The 22,719-nt window shown below is 43.2% G+C and carries 16 protein-coding genes and 1 CRISPR repeat array; of the genes, 9 read left to right on the top strand and 7 right to left on the bottom strand.

The genetic code is table 11. From position 1 onward, the window contains the following. Positions 1-86 precede the first annotated feature (86 nt). From ACM0OX_RS21315 to ACM0OX_RS21305, 3 genes are all read right to left on the bottom strand, one after another. A complete protein-coding gene (locus ACM0OX_RS21315; RefSeq protein WP_414517003.1) occupies positions 87-446 on the bottom strand; it encodes a VOC family protein in 360 nt (119 codons plus the stop codon). A gap of 123 nt (positions 447-569) precedes the next feature. Beyond that, on the bottom strand, positions 570-2,195 hold the full coding sequence (locus tag ACM0OX_RS21310) for an ATP-binding protein (protein WP_414516978.1): 1,626 nt from the start codon (positions 2,193-2,195) through the stop codon (positions 570-572). Then, on the bottom strand, positions 2,192-6,922 hold the full coding sequence (locus tag ACM0OX_RS21305) for a PAS domain S-box protein (protein ID WP_414516977.1): 4,731 nt from the start codon (positions 6,920-6,922) through the stop codon (positions 2,192-2,194). Before ACM0OX_RS21305 ends, ACM0OX_RS21310 begins: the two co-directional genes overlap by 4 nt. Before the next feature lie 202 nt (positions 6,923-7,124). On the opposite strand from ACM0OX_RS21305, the gene ldpA reads away from it, so the two are divergent. The 7 genes from ldpA (at position 7,125) to aroF (ending at position 15,707) form a co-directional block, all read left to right on the top strand. Beyond that, entirely contained in the window at positions 7,125-8,318 is a 1,194-nt protein-coding gene (ldpA, locus tag ACM0OX_RS21300; protein WP_414516976.1) for a circadian clock protein LdpA, read from the top strand. Positions 8,319-8,400: 82 nt separating this feature from the next. Further along, positions 8,401-10,134, top strand: a complete 1,734-nt coding sequence (locus tag ACM0OX_RS21295) for a R3H domain-containing nucleic acid-binding protein (protein ID WP_414516975.1) — start codon at positions 8,401-8,403, stop codon at positions 10,132-10,134. A 450-nt stretch (positions 10,135-10,584) separates the two neighbouring features. Beyond that, entirely contained in the window at positions 10,585-10,764 is a 180-nt protein-coding gene (locus ACM0OX_RS21290) for a chlorophyll a/b-binding protein (RefSeq protein WP_414516974.1), read from the top strand. Positions 10,765-10,944: 180 nt separating this feature from the next. Continuing rightward, complete coding sequence (locus ACM0OX_RS21285) at positions 10,945-11,268, top strand: hypothetical protein (RefSeq protein ID WP_292738173.1); 324 nt, start codon at positions 10,945-10,947, stop codon at positions 11,266-11,268. 354 nt (positions 11,269-11,622) lie between these two features. Beyond that, positions 11,623-13,247: direct repeats of the CRISPR family, unit length 37 nt; unit sequence ATTGCAATTAACTAAAATCCCTATCAGGGATTGAAAC. A 364-nt stretch (positions 13,248-13,611) separates the two neighbouring features. Continuing rightward, complete coding sequence (rpsO, locus tag ACM0OX_RS21280) at positions 13,612-13,881, top strand: 30S ribosomal protein S15 (RefSeq protein WP_094348354.1); 270 nt, start codon at positions 13,612-13,614, stop codon at positions 13,879-13,881. 11 nt (positions 13,882-13,892) lie between these two features. Further along, entirely contained in the window at positions 13,893-14,363 is a 471-nt protein-coding gene (locus tag ACM0OX_RS21275; RefSeq protein WP_414516973.1) for a PAM68 family protein, read from the top strand. A gap of 285 nt (positions 14,364-14,648) precedes the next feature. After that, a complete protein-coding gene (gene aroF, locus ACM0OX_RS21270) occupies positions 14,649-15,707 on the top strand; it encodes a 3-deoxy-7-phosphoheptulonate synthase (protein ID WP_414516972.1) in 1,059 nt (352 codons plus the stop codon). 269 nt (positions 15,708-15,976) lie between these two features. Here the strand turns inward: aroF and ACM0OX_RS21265 are convergent, their stop codons facing one another. Together ACM0OX_RS21265 and ACM0OX_RS21260 are read right to left on the bottom strand one after the other, a co-directional pair. Then, entirely contained in the window at positions 15,977-16,228 is a 252-nt protein-coding gene (locus ACM0OX_RS21265) for a hypothetical protein (RefSeq protein WP_414516971.1), read from the bottom strand. A gap of 660 nt (positions 16,229-16,888) precedes the next feature. After that, complete coding sequence (locus tag ACM0OX_RS21260; protein WP_414516970.1) at positions 16,889-18,151, bottom strand: HhoA/HhoB/HtrA family serine endopeptidase; 1,263 nt, start codon at positions 18,149-18,151, stop codon at positions 16,889-16,891. Between the two features lie 316 nt (positions 18,152-18,467). On the opposite strand from ACM0OX_RS21260, the gene ACM0OX_RS21255 reads away from it, so the two are divergent. After that, positions 18,468-19,364: an ATP adenylyltransferase family protein gene (locus ACM0OX_RS21255; RefSeq protein ID WP_414517002.1), complete on the top strand. Its 897-nt coding sequence runs from the start codon at positions 18,468-18,470 to the stop codon at positions 19,362-19,364. Positions 19,365-19,507: 143 nt separating this feature from the next. Here the strand turns inward: ACM0OX_RS21255 and bioD are convergent, their stop codons facing one another. Further along, complete coding sequence (gene bioD / locus ACM0OX_RS21250; protein WP_414516969.1) at positions 19,508-20,197, bottom strand: dethiobiotin synthase; 690 nt, start codon at positions 20,195-20,197, stop codon at positions 19,508-19,510. Further along, entirely contained in the window at positions 20,197-21,918 is a 1,722-nt protein-coding gene (locus ACM0OX_RS21245) for a protein kinase domain-containing protein (protein ID WP_414516968.1), read from the bottom strand. The genes bioD and ACM0OX_RS21245 overlap by 1 nt, the downstream gene beginning before the upstream one ends. 287 nt (positions 21,919-22,205) lie before the next feature. Between ACM0OX_RS21245 and ACM0OX_RS21240 the strand changes: the two genes are divergently transcribed. Next, positions 22,206-22,418, top strand: a complete 213-nt coding sequence (locus ACM0OX_RS21240) for a hypothetical protein (RefSeq protein WP_414516967.1) — start codon at positions 22,206-22,208, stop codon at positions 22,416-22,418. The last annotated feature ends 301 nt before the right edge of the window (positions 22,419-22,719 follow it).

The raw sequence follows: 22,719 nt of genomic DNA, 5'->3' as shown, positions 1-22,719 counted from the left end.
GAGGTGACAGGGGAGAGGTGACAGGTGATAGAAAATAATTTGTACCCTGTAACCTGTACCCTATTCCCTATTCCCTTCCTCACTCCTCACTGCTGACTCAACTCGATAATATTTCCATCTGGGTCTTGAGTAAACAGGGCAGCACGACCGGAGGCGCTAGCTTGAATGGGATAATTATGATTGAGGAATTCCTGTTTGGCGGCGTCTAAGTCAGCTACTTTGAAGGCGATGTGGGGATTACGTCCCCATTTTTCGTTTGCGTTTTCCGTGGGGACAGTGGGTGCAACTATCAGGTGAATTTGATAGTCACCGACTTGATACCATGCACCAGGGTAGTTTAGGGAACGATCTATTTTGGATAATCCCAATACTTTGCCATAAAAATGTTCCGAGCGTTCTAAGTCAGTTACAAGAATCGCTGTATGGAGACTTTGGGTAATCTGCATTGTCGGTAAGATGCGATCGCGTTTATTTAGATTTTGGCGTAGTTTGAACTCTTTCGGAAGGTGAGGGTGGCAGGAAGCATTAATAACCAACGTCTAATGACAAAGGACAAAGGACAAATACCATTACAAACTTAAAGGCAGTTGAACTGTAAACGTTGTCCAGCCCTGAGAACTGGTAACTTCAATCGTGCCTTGGAGATATTCTACTAACTTCTTAACCAATGTTAAACCTAATCCTGTGCCGCTTTGTTGCCAGCGATCGCTTTCAGGAATCCGGTAAAACGGCTCAAAAATTCGAGATTGTTCTTTTTTTGGAATTATCACCCCAGAATTGCTAATTGTGATTTGAAAATAAGGAACTTGAAAATTATGTAGTACACCAGATTTAGCATTCTCATCTATTAAACTTTTTGTGATGTCAATTAGCTGAACCTTTAACACAATCTGTCCATCAGGCGGAGTATATTTACAAGCATTGTTGAGTAATTCTGAGACAATTTCAGTCAGGCTAGCCAAGTCTGAAACCAAAGGTGGTAAATCTGGAGAAACACTAACTTCAAAAGACTGTTGTCTAGCTTTAGCGCGTTCTTGAAAATACTCGGCAACGTGAGGCAGCCAGTTTTGGAGTTGAATTGATGTTAATTCCAATGGATAGACATCTGCATCAATCATTCGTAGATGCAGTAAATTGTCAACCAACTCCAGTTCTTGTTCGCATTGTTCGCGCACAATACCTAAGTAACGGGCTACAGATTCAGATGGGGGAAGTGTGTTTGAAGTTAAGATACCCTGGCGATCGAGAATATTTTCTAGCACAGAGATTGCCATTTTGATGTTTGACAAGGGTGTTCGCATTTCATGAGAAGTGGTTGCCAGAAAATCCTCTTTTAATTGGTTCAGGCGTTGAAGTTCTGCCACTCGAATTTCTAGTTGTTGGGCGCGTTCAGCTGCGAGATTGCGTTCTTCGGTTAACCGTCGTTGCGTGTCATCCCGGAAAACAAAAACGGCTCCTGTAATTACACCACTGTTATTTCTCAGGGGAGTGGCGCTATCAGCTATTGGTATAGTTGTCCCGTCTCTAGCAACTAGTAGAACACCACTACCCAAATATATAGTAGTTTCTTTTTGGAGGGCTGCAATAATTGGATTTTCTCTCGGCAACTGAGTTTGTTCATCAATGATTTTGATAACTTCAGTTAACGTCTTATCTTTAGCTTCATTCCATTGCCACCCTGTTAGAGCTTCAGCTACCTGATTGATATATTTAATATTTAATTCAGTATCGACTACAATTACTCCATCACCCATTCCCCGGAGTACAGAACTCAAAAATTGCTCGCGATCGTAGCGATTTAAGGCTGTTTGAATGGCAACATAAAGTTCTTGCTCTTTAATAGGTTTGAGAATATATCCAAAGGGGGATGTCAGCGTTGCTCGCTCAACAGTACTCTTATCAGAGTGCCCGGTGACGTAGATAATCGGAATTTGCAAATGATGCCAAATTTGCTCCGCTGCCTGGATGCCGTCCATTTCACCCCGTAACCTGATATCCATCAAAATCAAGTTTGGGCGAAATTCAGTTGCTTTAGCAATTGCCCCTTCAGCAGAATCGGCAATATCTAAAACAACATATCCTAAAGATTCTAAAGTTTCTTGTAAGTTGATAGCAAGTATATATTCATCTTCAACAACAAGGACTCGAACTGTCTTTTTTGTCTGTGCGTTTGATGAGATGTCAATTATGTTCATGTCCGGCTGTTTGTAAAAGTAATTTTGAATTCTGTACCCTGTTGAGAGTCAATTTCCAGTTTTCCTCTTAGCTGCTTGACTAAACCCTGGACAAGGGTTATGCCCAGCGTTTTAGTTTTCTTACTATCAAAGTTTTCAGGTAAGCCAACACCATTATCTCTAATAATGAGTGTCAAAGTAGATTCCGATTGTTGATAAAACTTAACCTCAATTTTGCCCCCAATATTACCAACAAAAGCGTATTTCAAAGCATTAGAAACCAGTTCGTTGATAATCAAGCCACAAGGAATAGCGGTTTCGATGTCAAGGCTAGCATTATCAACTTGAATATTTAATTGAATCTGGCTGGAACTGACATTATAGGAATCAAATAGATGAGTTGTTAAATCTGGAATGTATTGAGCGAAATCAATATCAGCGAGGTCTTCAGAACGGTATAGTTTTTCATGAACTAGGGCAATGGAAGCAATGCGGTTTTGGCTATCGCGCAAAATAGCTGTCACTACAGGATCTTGTGTTCGTCTGCATTGCATTTGCAGCAAACTGCTGACAATTCCTAAATTGTTCTTAACCCGATGATGAATTTCTTTCAGTAATACCTCTTTTTCTTTCAGAGAGGCTTTGATTTTTTCCTCCGCTTGCTTTTGCTCGGTGATATCTTGTTGGATAGCCACAAGGACGCTTCCATACTCAGGATGTTCAAAAACGGAAGCGGTAGCGCTACACCAGAATGGAGTGCCATCTTTTTTAATATTATGGACTTCATAGGTTGCTTCACCGTGTTCTAAAATAGCAGTTCTAATCGCCTGATTAACATCTTCAGGTGTATTATTTTCATCACCATAGTTGACAATTGATACATGCTGACCGATTAATTCACCAGGGTCATAACCAAACATCTGCTCGAATTTAGGATTGGCGTAGACAAACACGCCATCTGTAGCACGAACTAGGCAAATTCCCTCCGCCATATTGCGGGTGATGACTGCCTGCAACTCTAACATTTGTTCAGCGCGTTTGCGATCGCTGATTTCAACTACCACAATGCCCATGCTAATAGGTTCATCAGCTTCAGACTGAATTGGAAAATAGGAAGCTAGCCAAGTCCTGATTACACCTGGAAGTTTTGGGGTTTCTCCACTGATTTCTAAATCCAGAATCGGTTCGCCCGTTGTTAAGATATGTTGAAAGATTTGCTCCAGTTTTGATGCCAAATCAGGAACAATCTCCCAGGGTGTCTTGCCAATATGCTCTGCTGCGGGAATGCCATTAATTTCTGCTAATGCTTCATTAATCAATGAATAACGCAGTTCCCGATCCATAATCGTTATACCAACAGGTGCATTATTGATGAAGGTATCCAATAACTTTTGCTTGTGAGCTAGTTCTCGCTCTAGAATCTTGCGTTCTGTGATGTCAATTGCCACCCTACCCACTAGCTTTTGTGCAGACAATCCGAGAATCGGGAATTTGTATACCAAGAACTCACCAAGGGAACCGTCTGGTCGAGGAGCAACTTCAATTGCCTCAATTACCTGATTTGTCTCTATGACTGTGCGAATGTGATCGAAATGCTTCCGAGCAATTTCATCTGGGTAGAGGTCAGAAATAGATTGCCCAATCACCTGTTCGGGTAGTAATTTAAATGTCCGCAGGTATGTTTGATTTAAGTAAAGTACGCGCCCATCTGTATCAGTGATCCAAGCTAGCACTGGGCTGTTGTTCATAAATGCCTGGAATCGGGTTTCACTTTCTTGCAAAGCTGCTTCTGCTTGCTTGCGATCGCTAGTATCAATGATTATTCCTAACATACGTACAGGTTCGCCTGCTTCGTTGTAAACGCCACGTCCTTTCCCCGTGAGCCAGTGAACTCTGCCATCGGGAAAAATCACTCGATATTCACCTTGAAAATTAATATGTTGTGCCAGTGCATTTGATACAGCCTGTTCGATTCGGTCAACATCCTCTGGATGCACGCGATCGCGCCATAATTGATAGCTGGCTGCTGATATTTCTGGCTCTAAACCTAACAAACGATAATGGTTGTCGTTCCAGATAACTTCGCCTGTTTGAACATTCCAATCCCAAAGACCGATGTGATTAAATTCCAACGTTAGTCTCAGTTGTTCTTCACTTTTGGCTAAGGCGGCTTCGGCTTGTTTGTGTTCGCGTAGCGCGGCTTGTTGCTCGCTGATATCCCGATGAGTACCAGTCATTCGCAGAGGATTACCATCTGCATCTCGCATCACAACCTTACCGTAGTTGGCAATCCATTTGCATTCGCCTGACTTAGTTCGGAGTCGATAGTCAAATTTGTACGGTATCGAACTATCCTTGAGGTAATCTGTCAAGATTTTCTCCGCCCAAGGTAGATCGTCTGGATGAACTAATCGCTCCCAAGTACTTAAATTCTGTGGGAGTTCGTCAAAGCGGTATCCCAGCATTTCTAAATAGCGAGGGCTGTAATATGCCTCTCCAGTCAAAATATTCCAGTCCCACAAACCATCCCCAGAAGCCTCAAGGGCTAATTGTAGTCGTTCCTCGCTTTCTCGGAGAGCTATTTCTGCCCGTTGCTGCTCTTGTTCACCATACTTTCGGGCAGTAATATCCGTGATTCGTACTAGTTGCATCACGGTACCAGCGACTGTAATTTGTTTGGCTGCGATGCTTCCCCAAAAGGATTTGCCCTGCTTAGTCATGTATTCAACTTCTCGACTCCAAAACCCTTGCTGGTTAATTTCTTCCATAAAGGTGGCAATCTCATCGGAAGTAAAGGGTTGTTTTTGCAGAGTGTTACCTTTAATGTTAATTAATTCAGCTTTACTAGAGGCTGCAAATAGCTCCACTGCTCGATCGTTACAGTCAGCGATCAGTAATGTTTCGACATCTACCAAAAAAAGTGCATCAGCGGATTCGTTATAAACAGCTTCTAGCAGGTCATGACTACGGATGATTTCTAACTCGGTTTGTTTGCGTTCTGTAATATCTATAACCGCTCCCAATAGCTTAACTGGCTGTCCTTGAGCGTCATAAGCTATCTCTGCTTTCGACTCAACGTACCGCACCGAACCATCGGGTCGGATAATTCGATACTCAAGATTGAAAGGTGTTATTGGGGCGTAGGCGTTGCCCTTTGTAGAGATCATCTTGTCGAGTTGGGCCTTGACCAAAGCGCGATCGCTTGGGTGAATTATTTGGAGAAATTCTGTTTGGTCGGGTTCACCTTGAGTGGGATTTAGACCAGAGATGCGAAAGGTTTCCATTGACCAGGAGCGCTTTTTCGTTTCTAAATTCAATTCCCAACTGCCTACATGGGTGATTTGTTGAGTAGTAACTAGCAGTGCTTCACTTTGTTGGAGTTTTTCTTTAGCCTGTTTGAGTTCGGTAATATCTCGCCCTTCTGGAATCAACAAAACAACTTGACCTGTCTCGTCTAAAAGCGGACGGAGTGAAAAATCGATTGTTGCTACCCGATTATTTGCACCGAGAACATCAACTTCATAGCGGATAAACTCCCCTTGAGCTGCACGAGCGATCGCTTGTTTTAATTCTGCTTGAGTTTGCGGTGAAATTGTCCACCAGTGTACTTCCCAAAAAGGGCGATTGATAACATCTTCTAGTTTTAGTCCGGCAAAACTTAGCGCCGTCTGGTTCGCCTCCAGTAAAATGCCAGCTGGTGTTAGCAGTCCTATGAATTGGAAAGTGTTATTAAAGATGGCGCAAAAACGGCGATCGCTTTGGTGTAATTTGGCAGTGCGTTCTTGTACCTTGGCTTCTAACTCGGCGTTAAGGGTTTGGAGATTGTGGTAGAGTTCGGCTTGTTGGATAGCGATCGCTAGTTGCACCGTCAGTTGCTTGAGCAATTCCACCTCAAATATCTGCCATTGGCGTGGGGCAGAACATTGATGTGCGATAAATAACCCCCAAAGTTCAACTGCTTGAGTCTCCTTGCTCTCTAACAAAATGGGGACAACTAAATTCGCTTTCACCTGAAACTGTTCCAAAAGTTGAATATGGCAATCACTTAAACCCGCTTCGTAGATGTTCCTTGCTGCCCAAATTTTTCCTTGGCGATATTCTCCCCCCTGATTTTCCTGAAAACAGGTATCTTCAATCTCCAGTCCGAAGATTGGTGTCCATTGGGGTAATACCGACTCCGCGACGATGTTACCCCGCATTTGGGGCGTAAATTGATACACCAATACCCGATCGGCGTCCAGTAACTGGCGGACTTCTTGAACACTCGTGGCAAGGATATCTTGAAGCTTCAACGATTGGCGAATATTAAGAGCGATCGCTCCTACTAACTTTTGTTGTTCCTGTTGTTGTTTTAGCTGCCGCATTAGCTGCATCTGCTCGATCGCCCCATGAACCGCTCGACGTAAATTATCAGAAGTCAATTTTCCTTTGACTAGATAATCTTGCGCCCCACTCTTGATCGCTTGGACTGCGATCGTTTCGTCTCCCTGTCCAGTTAGTATAATTACTGAAATTTGGCTGTTAGAAGTTTGCCTCTGTAGCTGAGTGAGAAATTCCAGCCCGTCTAAATCTGGTAATCGATAGTCCAACAAAATCACATCTGGTATTTTTGCTTGACAAGCTTGTAGGGCCTTATTTCCAGACTCAAATTCGTAAATATCATAAGTGTAGCGATCGTCCCGCTCTAAGAAGCGTCGATACAAAGCTCTATCTTCAGCAGAGTCTTCTACAAAAAATACAGTTGTCATGTATGTCGGCCTCCTAAGACAGCTGCGAGAGTGGGGAGATGGGGGAGCAGGGGAAGCAGGGGGAGATGAGGAGATCAACAAAACTCCTAACTCCTAACTCCTAACTCCTAACTCCCAATTCAATAAACCCTAAATCAGCAAATTCGCACTTTTTCTCGATCGCAGACTACTATTTTTAGTCGCATAAACGCATAATAGAATAGTGACTGATCTGTTCGTACCTTTACAATCTCTCAAACAAGGTGACTGGTTCAAGCTGATCTGCGGAGCCAGCTTCCAGCATTTGCCGGCAGTCAGAAGTTTAACGTTAGCCTATACTTTGGCGGGCGCTGACTGCATAGATGTTGCAGCTGATCCAGCAGTAATTGCAGCAGCGCAATCAGGGCTACAAGCAGCCAAATCTCTGGCTAAGGATGCCCAAAAGCGAGGCTTTGACTACAAAGGCAATTTACCCTTTTTGATGGTCAGCCTAAACGATGGAGAAGACCCCCATTTTCGCAAAGCAGAATTTAATCCTCATGAGTGTCCTACAGACTGCCCTAGACCCTGTGAACGGATTTGTCCGGCACAAGCGATCGTGTTTGACAGTATCAAAGAAGACTTTTCAGGAGTAGTATCCGAAAAGTGTTATGGCTGCGGTCGTTGCATCCCAATTTGCCCTTATGGTATAATTTATACAGCTTCATACGTGACAACGCCGGGAGCGATCGCGCCATTGGTAATGTCAACGGGAGTAGATGCCGTAGAAATCCATACACAAGTCGGGCGGTTAGCAGAATTTGAGCGATTATGGCAAGCAATTTCACCGTGGGCCGATACACTAAAGTTACTAGCCATCAGCTGTCCTGATGGTGAAGGGATGATTGACTACTTAAGAGCGCTCTACGATAGGATTGCCCCACTCAAGGGTGCTTTAATTTGGCAAACCGATGGTCGTCCGATGAGTGGTGATATTGGCGATGGCACCACAATAGCTGCGGTGAAATTAGGGCAAAAAGTTTTGGCAGCTAAGTTACCTGGATATGTGCAGTTAGCAGGCGGCACAAATAAGTATACCGTTGCTAAGTTAAAGGCAATGGGACTACTGAAAAGAGCAAGGGAGCAGGGGAGCAGGGGAGCAGGGGAGAGAGAAGAACTTTTTTCCTCTGCCCCTCTGCCCCTCTGCCCCTCCGCCCCTCTGCCCCTCTGCCCCTCCGCCTCCATCGCCGGGGTCGCCTACGGTAGCTACGCTCGCGTATTGCTGTCACCAATTCTCGAACAGTTAGAGAATAAGGAGGTAAGTAACACCAATATGAAGGCGACTGTTCGCCTAGAAGAAGATGAAGTATTGCTTTGGCAAGCTGTAGAACTTGCCCATTCTCTCGTTTCCCAGATCAAGTCACAGCAGGAGCGTTAATCGCTCGTTCGGAAAATTCCCAGAGCGGGTTCTCCTGCACGCAAATGTCCTCGCTATCTCTAAAAACGTCACCATAGAAAGCATGACGATTACAGACGATCTCCAAAAGTTATTAGACATTTTGCCCCAAGACCTGCAACAAGTACTAGAGAGTCATCCCAAACGAGATAGTTTAGTAGAAGTGGTCTTGGATTTGGGTCGTCGCCCAGAGGCTCGCTTTCCTAATCAAGCTGAGTATTTGAGCGAAGTACCCGTTACTCAAGAACAAATAGATGATTGCATTCAACGAGTCGGAATCTTTGGCGGAGATAATCGGGCAGGAATTGAGCAAACTTTGCATCGGATCAGCGCTATTCGCAACCGCACTGGTAAGATTATTGGCTTGACCTGTCGGGTTGGTCGGGCGGTATTCGGAACCATTGGCATGATCCGCGACTTGGTAGAAACTGGTAAATCGATTCTCATGCTGGGGCGTCCAGGCGTGGGCAAAACTACCGCCTTGCGGGAAATAGCCCGTGTTTTAGCGGACGATCTGCATAAGCGAGTGGTGATTATTGACACTTCCAACGAAATCGCTGGGGATGGTGATGTTGCTCACCCCGCCATTGGTCGCGCTCGGCGGATGCAAGTGGCTCATCCAAACGAACAGCATCAGGTGATGATTGAGGCAGTGGAAAACCACATGCCAGAAGTCATTGTCATTGATGAAATTGGCACGGAACTGGAAGCTTTAGCGGCTCGTACCATTGCGGAACGGGGCGTACAGTTGGTAGGTACTGCCCACGGGAATCAGATCGAAAACCTGATTAAAAACCCCACCCTGGCTGATTTAGTTGGGGGTATCCAAGCTGTTACCTTGGGAGACGATGAAGCCAGACGGCGAGGCTCTCAAAAGACTGTTTTGGAGCGGAAAGCCCCGCCTACCTTTGAGATTGCGGTAGAAATGTTAGAACGCCAACGCTGGACAGTACACGAAAGTGTTGCTGACACCGTAGATAATCTGCTGCGGGGGCGTCAGGCTACTCCACAAACGAGAACCGTTGATGACCACGGCAAAATTGCGGTTACAAGGCAGTTAGCTGTTGTTAACGGTCGTGGTGGACAGCTAGGAACAGTGGAGGATTCTTTCCCACCGGCGCGACCGTCTAATGGCTGGCGTTCATCTGGACAAATGGTTGCACTACCCCAATTGCCTGTAGAGCGGGTAACTGGGCGCAGTGAGTTTGACCGTTTGCTGGATGAATCCTTCAATTATTCTGAAAGCATTGATTTTGATGCTGCTACAAGAGTGCCAGGGCCGAATGGTGAAGATTTGCCATTGCACGTTTACCCTTATGGGGTTAGCCGTCACCAACTGGAACAGGTGATTAGCGTACTAACTTTGCCAGTGGTATTGACAAAAGATATAGATACTGCTGATGCAATTTTAGCACTGCGATCGCACGTCAAAAACCACGCCAAATTACGCCAGATGGCCAAAGCTCGTCATGTACCCATTCACATGATTAAGTCCAGCACCATTCCCCAAATTACCCGTGGTTTGCGGCGGTTGCTAAACATCGACGACCCAGAAATGGCCGATGATAGAGAACTACAATTGTTTTTGCACAATGGTAGCGATGATGAGATGGATGCCTTAGAAGAAGCCAGACTTGCCGTTGAGCAAATTGTGATTCCTAAAGGACAGCCAGTCGAGTTATTGCCGCGTTCTCCACAAGTCCGCAAAATGCAACATGAGTTGGTAGAACATTATCGCCTCAAGTCGCATAGTTTTGGCGAAGAACCAAATAGAAGATTACGGATTTATCCAGCGTAACTTTAATAACTCTACCGAAGAGTTTACTTACGATGTACACACAAGCCTTTGTCAAGGTAATTTACGGTTAATCTCATAGATAGCCCCTGAGATACCTCAACCTGTCCTATCTTTAGTAAGGAGAGGACAGGGTGAGGTTTTGGAGGACTTTTGGGTAATCGGATAACTTAATGTGTATAGCGTAACCTTTTAGGAGAAAAGTTTATGCATTTGAAAAGCGCTTTAACCATCAAAAATCGCCAAAATCATTATCTATACTCAAGCTAATAGTCCAATTTTCTCGTACTAATTCGCTGTTATCATCAACATCACGCAGCGTTTCGCAGACAAAGAATTCGTAGAGAGTGAGTAAGTCCTAATTCATTCAATCTTGCATTTTTTTAAACATCTGTTACATTACTTTACAGACAGTTATAACTGCTACAACACTTGAACCTTGGAGTTATTCTCATGTCAGGTTTTAAGAATCCTGCGTCTATTGTTTCAGAAGATCCTAATGCTGTGCGTTTTGGCTTCACTCCTCAGAGTGAAAATTGGAATGGTCGTCTTGCAATGATTGGTTTTGTCTCTGCGATTTTGATTGAAGCTTTTTCTGGTCAAGGGCTACTCCATTTCTGGGGTATCCTCTAAATTGGCGATCGTAGGGTAGAACTGCTGTACTACCCTACATAACTCTCTATATTCCACGCTAGTAACTCGTTTCTAACATCTGGCGGCTATTGCCATTGGTGCAAAATATCAGGATTTTTCCGGTTGAGCCAAAATATAAGTGAATAATTACTTTACATTGAATATGTATAGCTAAAACTCATGGAACTACCCCAACGCGTATCAGTCCGCTACAAAGACGCGTCCTTCAACACCAATGAAATCCGCTTGAGAACTTTTCGGCTTGGCTTGCAAATATGGGATGAACAAACCAAACCCAGAAAAACAGAGCTTTATCAGTTTATATCGTCTTGCTTGAAACAAGTTGACCGCCAAGATCGTTTTATGTTTTCTCTGTTGTTCATAGAATTAACAGACCTCATCCGCAACTCTTCTCTGGAAAGAGGAACGAAAGAGGTTCTGATTAAAACAGCTTTTAGAGAATTTGCTTGTGCGATAACAGATTTTGAAGACGTTGCCAAATAAGGTTAGTTATGGGGATGCTGGAATTACGTAGGCGTAGGCATCACCCTAAAGTCAGCTAACCTAATCGAGTAGGATATCTATAAAGTAAACAGAAACAGCTTTCCAGTCGGATTAGTTTTTTCGCTAAATGCGCGGATGGGTAGGTGTTGGAGAAGGGGAAACACAAAAATGCCTGAATTGCCCTATATGCAAGGATTTGATGGCTGTAGCATCTTGAAACCATCCGCGCACCTTATGTAGACTGACTTTCAGCTATTTACAGTTAGCACAATTGCCACTCCTTATGTTATGATTTTTGCATTCGCGCTATTGAACCTTGAAAACCAAATAACACAAGGCTTTTGGAAGCCAGCTATTGCAATTAACTAAAATCCCTATCAGGGATTGAAACCAGCTAAAGATTTTTTAGTTGCACTTTATAATCATTGCAATTAACTAAAATCCCTATCAGGGATTGAAACATGTACCATTGATCGCTGTCGCAGTGAAACGTTCATTGCAATTAACTAAAATCCCTATCAGGGATTGAAACGTAGAGGCTGAGATGAGAGCGATTCCCGCGTTTGGAATTGCAATTAACTAAAATCCCTATCAGGGATTGAAACAGATAAGCTGCAATCTGCCTACTAGCCCTTTGAACGATTGCAATTAACTAAAATCCCTATCAGGGATTGAAACAGAAATTGCGATCACTCTTATAAAAGAGTTTGAAATTGCAATTAACTAAAATCCCTATCAGGGATTGAAACCAGGAAGCTTACGCAAGCATTAAAACATTTTAATTATTGCAATTAACTAAAATCCCTATCAGGGATTGAAACTTTAGTAAAGGGAATGACCATAGAAAAAGAACGACATTGCAATTAACTAAAATCCCTATCAGGGATTGAAACCTTGCTATAATCGGATGATTTTACATCTAATCCTGTATTGCAATTAACTAAAATCCCTATCAGGGATTGAAACTAGTCGATTCAGGCAGAAAAGAGATTCTAAAAAATTGCAATTAACTAAAATCCCTATCAGGGATTGAAACAGCGATCGCTGCTTCCAATTCAGCGACTTTAGCATTGCAATTAACTAAAATCCCTATCAGGGATTGAAACTTGCAGTCGGTGATGGTTCTATAAGCGGTGGTAAAATTGCAATTAACTAAAATCCCTATCAGGGATTGAAACATTAAGAAGGTTGGGGTTTTAACCCCAACTAAGTTGAATTGCAATTAACTAAAATCCCTATCAGGGATTGAAACAGACGGTAGCCCGCTTTACAAATACGCTGACGATATTGCAATTAACTAAAATCCCTATCAGGGATTGAAACATCGGTGAGAGTGGGGTATATTTCGGCTTGTTTTAATTGCAATTAACTAAAATCCCTATCAGGGATTGAAACGGGATTTTTTTTACTTTGCTATTGACGTTTAAACTATTGCAATTAACTAAAATCCCTATCAGGGATTGAAACTATATTGGTGAATACAATGAATCGTGGAGGCATCCAATCCATTGCAATTAACTAAAATCCCTATCAGGGATTGAAACGTGAAGCTTCTCACATCAATTTATATAAAACAATGATTGCAATTAACTAAAATCCCTATCAGGGATTGAAACGCAATGCCGGAGTGAGGTTCCCTGAAGGAGGAATAAATTGCAATTAACTAAAATCCCTATCAGGGATTGAAACAATGCAGCAAACGCAGCAGATAATGGTACTGATGCAACTAATTGCAATTAACTAAAATCCCTATCAGGGATTGAAACGGTCGATGTGCCAGGGTAAGCTATTTGAACCATGAATTGCAATTAACTAAAATCCCTATCAGGGATTGAAACTCGTCTTGTTCCCTGATGCCATGCCTGCGAATCACATTGCAATTAACTAAAATCCCTATCAGGGATTGAAACATCTCCCCTTCAAAATCCAATCCGAAATTAAAATTGCAATTAACTAAAATCCCTATCAGGGATTGAAACACGCTATTTCCTGTGATTCCTGGAGTAAAGCAAAAATTGCAATCAACTAAAATTCCTACCTATTAGGGATTGAAACGCGTGTACAAAGGCAAAATCACTACTGGGTATTCAATCTCAATCAACTACAATCCCTATTAAGGATTGAAACCATTGAACCGGCAACACCCAAGTAGATGCTCTTGGAAATCGCAATCAATTAAAATCCCTATCAAGGATTAAAACGCATACTGAGAATTACCCTCTAAAAAATAGTATCAAAAAGTACAAATTTTACTTCAAAGGTCATTCCACATCCAGCTTGAGGGCTGTGATATTATAGGAGACTGCTGCATACATTTTAGAAAAACTAGAAACTGAATCGACCATGGCCCTCACGCAACTGCGGAAACAAGAAATAATCTCCAACTATCAAGTTCATGAAACTGACACTGGCTCGGCCGATGTCCAAGTCGCTATGCTAACTGAGCGCATTAACCGCCTCAGCGAACATCTCCAGGCAAATAAAAAAGACCATTCTTCTCGGCGGGGACTGTTGAAGCTAATCGGACAGCGTAAGCGTCTTCTAGCTTATATATCGCAAGAAAGCCGGGAAAAATATCTAGCTTTGATTGCTCGTCTCGGTATTCGTGGATAGGACTACCGCTTATGTCTGCTGAAGAATCTGAACGCAGTCGTTTGCCCTTTGAACCGAACAAAAAGCGCCAAAAACCCGCAAAAGCTCAAAGTAAACCAGCAGCACAGCCCCAAGAATCCGTCAAAAAGGCTGATAAAAAAGTGGTTTACACCAAACAAGAGATGGCAATTCCCCAAGTAGTCAGTCAACGAATGATCCGACGGGTAGCTGGGTTCTCTGGTGTACCAACAGCTTTGGGCATTAGTGCCTTGGTTGCTAGCTATCTGCTTGCTACCTACTCCGATATCCGACTACCTCCCATCGCCGTGTTATTGGTGAACATGGGATTATTTGGTTTGGGGGTTTTAGGGATAACTTATGGCGTTCTCTCTGCCTCTTGGGATGAAGAAAAAGTCGGAAGTTTGTTGGGTTTGGGTGAGTTCAACACCAATTTGGGACGAATGGTGGCAGCTTGGCGTGAAACTCGGCAAAAAAACTTATAATGAACGGCGCTCAGGTATTAAGTAACTGTGATATTGGGTAAATGAAAAAGTTAATGTTGAAGTTTAAATTTTATTACTTCAACATTGTAATTTAAATTACATTTCACTTTTTATACTCAATATATAGCTATTTAGCAGTAAAAATACTGACTGAGCGCTACATTTTATCTATTTATTTTGTAAACAAATTTTATTTTTAACTATTTGTAATTAGGCCAATAGGTAACAATAAAGTTAGCCTATTTACAGAAAATTTTACTCAATTAATTAATCAGGAACTTTCAGATGATTATAGTAATGAAAAGTGGTTCCCCAGAGGCGGAAATAAACCGTATTGATGAGGAACTAACCAGTTGGGGGCTAACTCCAGAAAAAATTGTAGGTCAACACAAAGTAGTTATTGGTCTAGTAGGTGAAACCGCCAGCTTAGATCCGCTACAAATTCAGGAACTTAGCCCCTGGATTGAACAGGTGTTGCGCGTAGAACAGCCTTACAAACGAGCTAGCCGTCAGTACCGCCACGGCGAAGCTTCAGATGTGGTGGTTAATACTCCTGATGGAGCGGTAGTATTTGGCGAACATCAGCCTTTGGTAGTTGTTGCTGGCCCCTGCTCCGTAGAAAATGAAGAAATGATTGTGGAGACGGCGCGGCGCGTCAAGGCTGCTGGAGCCTCATTTTTGCGCGGAGGTGCATACAAACCCCGGACTTCACCTTATGCCTTCCAAGGACACGGCGAGAGTGCTTTGGATTTATTGGCAAGAGCGCGGGAGGTCAGCGGACTAGGTATTATTACAGAAGTGATGGATGCTGTAGACCTGGATAAAATTGCCGAAGTTGCTGACGTGATTCAGGTGGGAGCAAGAAATATGCAGAATTTCTCCTTGCTCAAAAAAGTGGGAGCGCAGCCGAAACCGGTTCTGTTAAAGCGGGGAATGGCAGCTACTATTGAAGATTGGTTGATGGCAGCCGAGTATATTCTAGCATCTGGCAATCCTAATGTAATTTTGTGTGAAAGGGGAATACGCACCTTTGACCGTCAATATACGCGAAATACACTCGATTTATCGGTAGTGCCAGTGTTGCGAAAACTGACTCACCTGCCAATTATGATTGACCCCAGCCACGGCGTAGGTTGGTCTGAATTTGTGCCTTCAATGGCAATGGCTGCGATCGCAGCTGGCACAGATTCCCTGATGATAGAGGTTCACCCTAATCCTGCCAAAGCTTTATCCGACGGGCCCCAATCTCTGACACCAGATCGTTTTGATAACTTGATGCAAGAATTGGCAGTAATTGGTAAAGCGGTGGGACGCTGGCAGCAACCAGCAGTAGCTCTAGCTTAAAATTCAGTTGCAACTTATTGCTAGGCATAAATAAATTAAAGTTTGTAGTCATAACTTGAGTTTTGATAAATCTGAAGAAGCGATAAATCGCTCACTACAAACTAAGATTTTCTTATATGTTTAATTATGCCTAACTATTTATTATAAAAGTGAAATAAATCCCCTTTATAAATCTTGTAAAGGGGATTTTTAAACACTAACTAAAGCTATGAAAAAATAAATCTGCAATCAATATTGATGGACAATATTTTTTGCAATTGTAAGACTTCTTATCTATATACAGAGCGAGCAGGTATCCAGCGGCGACCACGATTTGTTTGCACCCAACGTCCAGGAATCACTATTCTCCTTCTCGCTTGAATAGGGGTACGAACCCTAACTCGCACTGGTCTTCTGATTATTCTAGCTGGAACCGATCGCCTAACTGGTCTTCTGATCTGAGCATCGGCTTGAAAAGGAATAAAGGTAACAGCAATTGGTAAAATCAGCGCTGCACTAGCAAGCATTCTTTTAATACTCATTCGCAAACTTCCCTTTTATGATATTGACATCAAAGAGATTAATAATTGCCCAAATATTAATCTCTTTGACAAATAAATACTAGGACTGAAAAGAGCTATTCACTAGTGAAAAAAGTAATTAGTTGAACCGTGACTAATGTCATGGATAAAAAATGTAAATATGACTCTGCTATTGAATAAAACTATTTTTACAAATTCGATTTTGATGTTTGTGCCAGTGCCTACCTGACGGCAATACGGTTACTGCAACTCAATTGCGCCACTTAAAAAAAATGTGAGTTCGATGCACAGGATTTTGACCTCACCCCCAGCCCCTCCCCACTTGCGGGGCTACGGTGTACACACAAGTCGAAAAAAGCTTGATTTTCCATTCTTCTCTCGTTTATCTCGAACACAAGCTCTACATGGGAATGCTCCTCGTGGAGGCAGAGCCTCCAATCTGGCATTGAGTCAGAGACTCAATGAATGCATTCCCAGCCGGAGACTGGGAACGAGGAAAGTCTTATCAAGCTAGGTTTTTAGGACTTGTGTGTACACCGTAGCTCCTCGCAGGAGAGGGAGGCTGGGTGGGTGAGGTCTGTCGAATTCACGTTAAAAAAAAGGACGGGCACAATACCCATCCCAGAAAATTCCCTTTTACTTAATTGACTAGCAAAACTTTTATTGCACTTGGGTTTGGGTGGGGAAAGCACCAGGTTGCACAGCTATGTTAAGATTTTGCCCATTGCGACGTAATTCCATACGTAAATCGCTTCCGACTTGACTATTTTCTACTGCCCTTTGGACACTGCTGGCATCTGTGACTGCTTGACCTCCAAGGGTTTGGATCACATCACCAGCACGTATCCCTGCTTTAGCAGCTGGTGAATTTGGTATAACTTTTACAACTAATACACCTTTATCTTCATTCACACTCAAACCGCTATTGGGATCTGAGTTGATATTTTGTTTTAGCTGAGGTGTTAACCCTACCATCTGAATTCCCAAGTAAGGATGTTCTACTTTACCTGTAGCTATTAGTTGACTGGAAATGCGTTGTGCTGTGTTGATAGGAATAGCAAAGCCTAATCCTTGTGCCCCTTGAATAATGGCTGTATTCATGGCAATTACCTGGCCACGCGAATTTAGTAGGGGGCCGCCAGAGTTGCCGGGATTAATTGCGGCGTCAGTTTGAATATACTCTACTCGCTTATCGGGAGCGCCGATTAGATTGCTACTGCGTCCGGTGGCACTGATGATTCCGGTAGTTACTGTATTATCTAACCCAAGGGGATTGCCGATCGCGATCGCCCATTCTCCGGGTTGTAGTTGATCTGAGTTACCCAAGGCTACTAACGGCAGATTATCTGCCTGAATCTTGACAACGGCAACATCGGTCAACTCATCTTTTCCTAACACTTTACCTTTAAAGCTGCGCCCATCCTTGAGTGTTACTGTTACGGTATCAGCACCATCAACTACGTGGGCATTGGTAAGAATACGACCATCAGCACTAATAATAAAACCTGAACCAGTACCCTTTTCTACGCGATTCTGTTGTTCTGGCATTTGAGAGCCAAAAAAGCGTTGGAAAAGTGGATCGTTAAATTCATCTGGTAACTGGGTTTTTACGGTTCGGGAAGAGTCAATTCGCACTACAGCAGGCCCTACCTTTTGCACCACCTGGATAACAAAGTTAGGATCTGTGCCTGCTGGTAATGGAGGAGCAGCATTTACTCGACTTACTGCCAAATTAGATGCATTTTCAGACACCTGCTGAGAGTGTCCAGCCATATAGCCGCCTGCCAATGTCATACCTGATCCCAGCAGCACCAGCGATAGAGAGGCGGCAGCCTTTCTCCAGGGTTTATGATATTTGGCATCAGCAGTGTTATGTGAAATGCTATTTGATGGGTGTTCTCTGTCGCGAGATTCGTTTTGCATTGCTGTCTGGAAAGATATTTAGATGTATTACTAATGTAGATATTATTTGTGACAGTTTTGTTGCGGAGGTATTGCGTTGTTGTGAAAGCTTTGGTATTTTATTGAACCGTATTGGAATATAGTCATTCGTAGAGACGCAAATCGCTGCCTACTCTTTACCAAACTCAGTGCTGAGTAAATTAATAATTACTCAGTAATTTATGTACTTGGGTTTGAGCAAGGCATCTTGTGGGCGGTCTTTCAACTCAGAACTCAGCACGGGCTAAACGCCCCGCTACCGCTAACAGCACTCTTCATCATGCCTGAAGGAATAAAAATGGCACAGGGGAAAATCTTACTTAAACCTGGCACTTTATGGACAAGTGTTAAAGAACGAACTGAATATGCTTTGCAATGCGGGGCGCTACTCTCGATTCCGACAGAATTTGAATTTGTTGAACAGGATGGCGTGCGCTTTTTGGTGCGTATTTTGTCTAACCTGAATCGCAAAAAAGCAGCTAAGAAAAAACAGGAAAAACAATCTGCTACTTCTGGTGAAAAGTTTAATCCTTTTTTGCCCTACGAAGAGGATTTATTTGTGGCGGATATCTCCGATACCCATGTATGTATTTTAAATAAATTCAATGTTGTAGATTATCATCTGCTAATCATCACCCGTGGTTTCGAGGAACAAGAAAGCTTACTCACCCTGGAAGATTTTACGGCTATGTGGGCCTGTTTAGCTGATTTCGATGGTTTAGCATTTTACAACAGTAGCAAAACCGCAGGTGCTAGTCAGCGACACAAGCACTTACAATTAGTGCCACTACCACTTGCACCTTCAGGGTTGCAAATACCGATTGAACCTTTGCTAATATCAGCACAATTTCAAAACTCGAATGCAACTTTAGCAAAACTTCCCTTTGTACATGCTTTCGCACCATTAAATTCTAATTGGGTGCGATCGCCATTGGCAGGGGCCCAAGCAACACTGGAAATTTATCACACTTTGCGTCACGCTGTGGGTTTAGATGACAAGCAATCTGGTGCTTACAATCTGCTAGCGACACGAGAATGGATGTTGATCGTACCGCGATCGCAAGAGCATTTCCAATCTATCTCTGTGAATTCATTAGGATTCGCTGGTGCCCTACTGGTACGAAACGCAGCAGAAATGGAGATTCTCAAAACCCAAGGGCCAATAACTATCCTCAAAAATGTTGCTGTATCCTAATTAAGTTAGTGCGATATACAGCAGTTTTCAAGTAGATGAATTACAAAGTGCAGGACTTAAAATCAGACATAAAAAGTTTTACACCCTTCCTCTGCCCCCTGCCCCCTGCTCCCTGCTCCCTGCTCCCTGCCTCCTACCCCAATTTAATCATTCTCAAGTGTTAGTGTTTCCCAATCTAAATCTGATGCTATTTGAGCAAGTTTATCTAAATCAGTCAGGTTATCTAAATAGGGTAAGCAGCCTAAAACTGGCGTGTTAGTGAGTGATTGAATCAATTGAAATGGTGTCCAGTCGGCTATTTCTGCATCCGTTCGGGGTTGTACGCAGTTCAGAACAATGCCTTTGAGATTGATGCGCGATTGTCTAGCTAATGCTACATTTGCCACTGCTTGAGCGATCGCACCCAATCTCACTGGTACTACCAATACTGTTGGTAAACGCCATTCCCCCGCCAAATCAGCTACCGTTAATTCCTCGGTTATTGGCGAACCTAACCCTCCCAAGGCTTCTACAAGCACAAAATCACGCTGCGATCGCAACTTAGACAAAGCTTGCCACACAAGTGCTAAATCTACTTGGCGATTTTCCCGTGCTGCTGCGATTGGAGGAGCCAGAGGTGCTTGAAAGTATAAAGGTGTAATTTCTTCAGCAGATTGTTCTAGCGCAAATAGCTTTTGATACCACTCGCGATCGCCAATTCCTGATTGAATCGGTTTCATGATTCCCCAGCGACGCTGCGGGTAATATTTTTGCCAATAAGCTGCTAACGCTGTTGTTAAAACAGTTTTACCAGCTTCCGTATCAGTTCCAGTAATCAGTAGTGTGTTTAACATTAATTCCTTTGGCCAGAAAATGGTTGGGTTTCATCAGGTGGCGGCAAAGTTGGCGCTTCAGTAATCGTCGGAATTGGTAAGGGTGTCTCTGTGGGAAGTGGCAAAGGTGTTTCTGTGGGAAGTGGCAAAGGTGTTTCTGTGGGAAATGGCAAGGGTGTCTCTGTGGGAATTGGCAAAGGTGTTTCTGTCGGTGTTGGTTTGACTGGTTTTTCTAATGCAACATTGAGATTGTAATTGCTTTCGGCAACTCCTGGAAGCAGAGTTAACTCAATAGTATATCTACCAGTAACCAACAATGTGCCTTGATAAAATGTGACTTGTTGGGCAGTACTCTCAATTGGTTGTCCATTGGGACTTAAGACTGTTAATAGAATGCTGCTTCCTGGATCAATAAACGTGTTTAATTTAGTACCTTCTCGCCCAAAAAAGCTGTACTGGATAATTTGATTTGCTTTGAGAGTACCTTCAACCGCGATCGGGTTAGATGTTGTAAGCTTGAGGCGCTTAGTAGATATAACAGGTTGGTTAGTAGGTGTGGGTGTTGGTGTGGGTGTGGGTGTTGGTGTTGGTGTTGGCGTCGGTGTGAATGTAGTACCACCAGAAATTACTGGTGAAGGGAAATTTTGTGGAAGCGTCTCATCTGGTGTTTTTGACTGACTGCGGATAGAACTGACTAGTGCCCAAGAACCAAATCCTGCTACGATCGTGACAGCAATGGCAATTGCGGCGATCGCTAACGGATTATCCAAAACTGAGTTAGTGGAACTTGGTGGAATCACAGGAGCGGGTTTCTTGGGCGGAGTTGCTGGTGTTACTAAGTCAGGACGGCGACTAACTGCCATTGTCTGCAAGTTAGACACATTTACATTCGGAAGATTGACTTCGTGTAAAGGTTGTAGAGCTTGAGATACACTAGCAGCACTTTGATAGCGATCGCTCGGTATATGATTCAACATTCGATTCAACACTACAGCAAATCGCGGGTTCACTTTTACCCACCGTTGCCAATTCCAAGTTAGTTGGTTTTGATCGAATAGATCCTTGGGTTCTTTACCAGTCAGCAAAACAATCGCGCTTACCGCTAATGCATACAAATCACTACTAGGATAAGCTCCCCCTGTTTGCATTTGTTCGCTAGGAGAGTAGCCTAATTTTCCTACGGTGGTTTTTGGTATGGGACTATCTGGCGATTGTAAACGCGTTGCCAGTTCCTTCACCACCCCAAAGTCAATTAACACAGGTTTAGCGTCACTATCTCGCAAAATAATGTTTTCTGGCGAGATATCCCTGTGAATAATTCCTCTATTGTGAATATGCTCTAAAACAGGCAACAACAACTCTATCAGCTGCAATACTTCAGCCTCTGTGAAAGTTTTACCCACAGCTTGACGTTCAGCCAGCAGAGTGCGGTACGTCTGACCTGCAATATAGTCCTCCACCAAAAATAAGCGTTGGTCTTGCTCAAATCTTTCCCGGAATTTCGGCACTTGTGGGTGTTCGATTTGATATAAAATGGCAGCCTCTCGGTGAAAAAGCTCTTGTGCCCTCTCCCAATCCAAAGCCGACCCTGCTGTTGAATTCAATTCCTTGATCGCGCAAAGTTCGTTAAAGCGCCTCTGGTCTTCTGCCAGATAGGTTCTACCAAATCCTCCTTGTCCGAGAATTTGAATTATGCGGTAACGGTTTTGCAAGACAGTGCCAACTGTAATCGGTGGTTGCATGATCGGTTGATTGAGTGTAGTAGCAACTGAGGAGGAAGTCACCCACAAAGATTAAGTCCAGGAGGCGACGGACAGTTACCTGCGGCAATATTCTACTATACTCAACAAGTACACTCCACCAGAGCAAGGTTTTTCATACTCTATAACTTCAGAGTCCCAAATTTTCTATTCAATTTTTCTTCCTAGAAAAACCAGAGATTTTGAAATATGCAAAATTAACTTGAGAATCCAGGTTATACAAATCATTCTTCTGTTTTTCAATCAATCCTTTGGAAAATTGAAGAAGAATGCAGAATTCTGAATTCCAAATCAAGATCGAGAATGATTCCTTTAGCATTAAAAATCTTGATTTGGTCAATTTTTCTGCTATTTGGCTATTTCCCAAATTTCTTCGAGCGGCAAGCGCCCCAAACATCCCAAATTATCATTCGTTTGAATCGCAGGGCAGAGGCAGTTATCGCTGCACACAATTAGAGCGATCGCAACCACCCAAAGATTAGAGCAAACTCAACAGTACTAATTTTATCTCGGCAGCAATACGGATGCTAACTAATTCAGAGGCAATTGGTAGCTTACACTTGACAGGATGCTCAGGTTCTAACATTTACAATGTTATTGATATTAGACCTCTTGCAAAAGTCCCTAACACCCCACCCCCAACCCCTCCCCACAAGCGGCTACGGTGTACACACATCTTTGTATAAAACCAAAATCGTTGAAGATCCCCCTAAATCCCCCGATAAATTGGGGGACTTTGACTCTGGTTCCCCCTTTTTTAAGGCTAGGGGGGATCTAAACGCT

Source organism: Nostoc sp. PCC 9305, from assembly GCF_963920915.1.
In the GTDB taxonomy this organism is placed as follows: Bacteria; Cyanobacteriota; Cyanobacteriia; order Cyanobacteriales; family Nostocaceae; genus Nostoc.
Note: the sequence above shows the minus strand (reverse complement) of the source record. Positions and strands in the feature narration are given on the sequence as shown.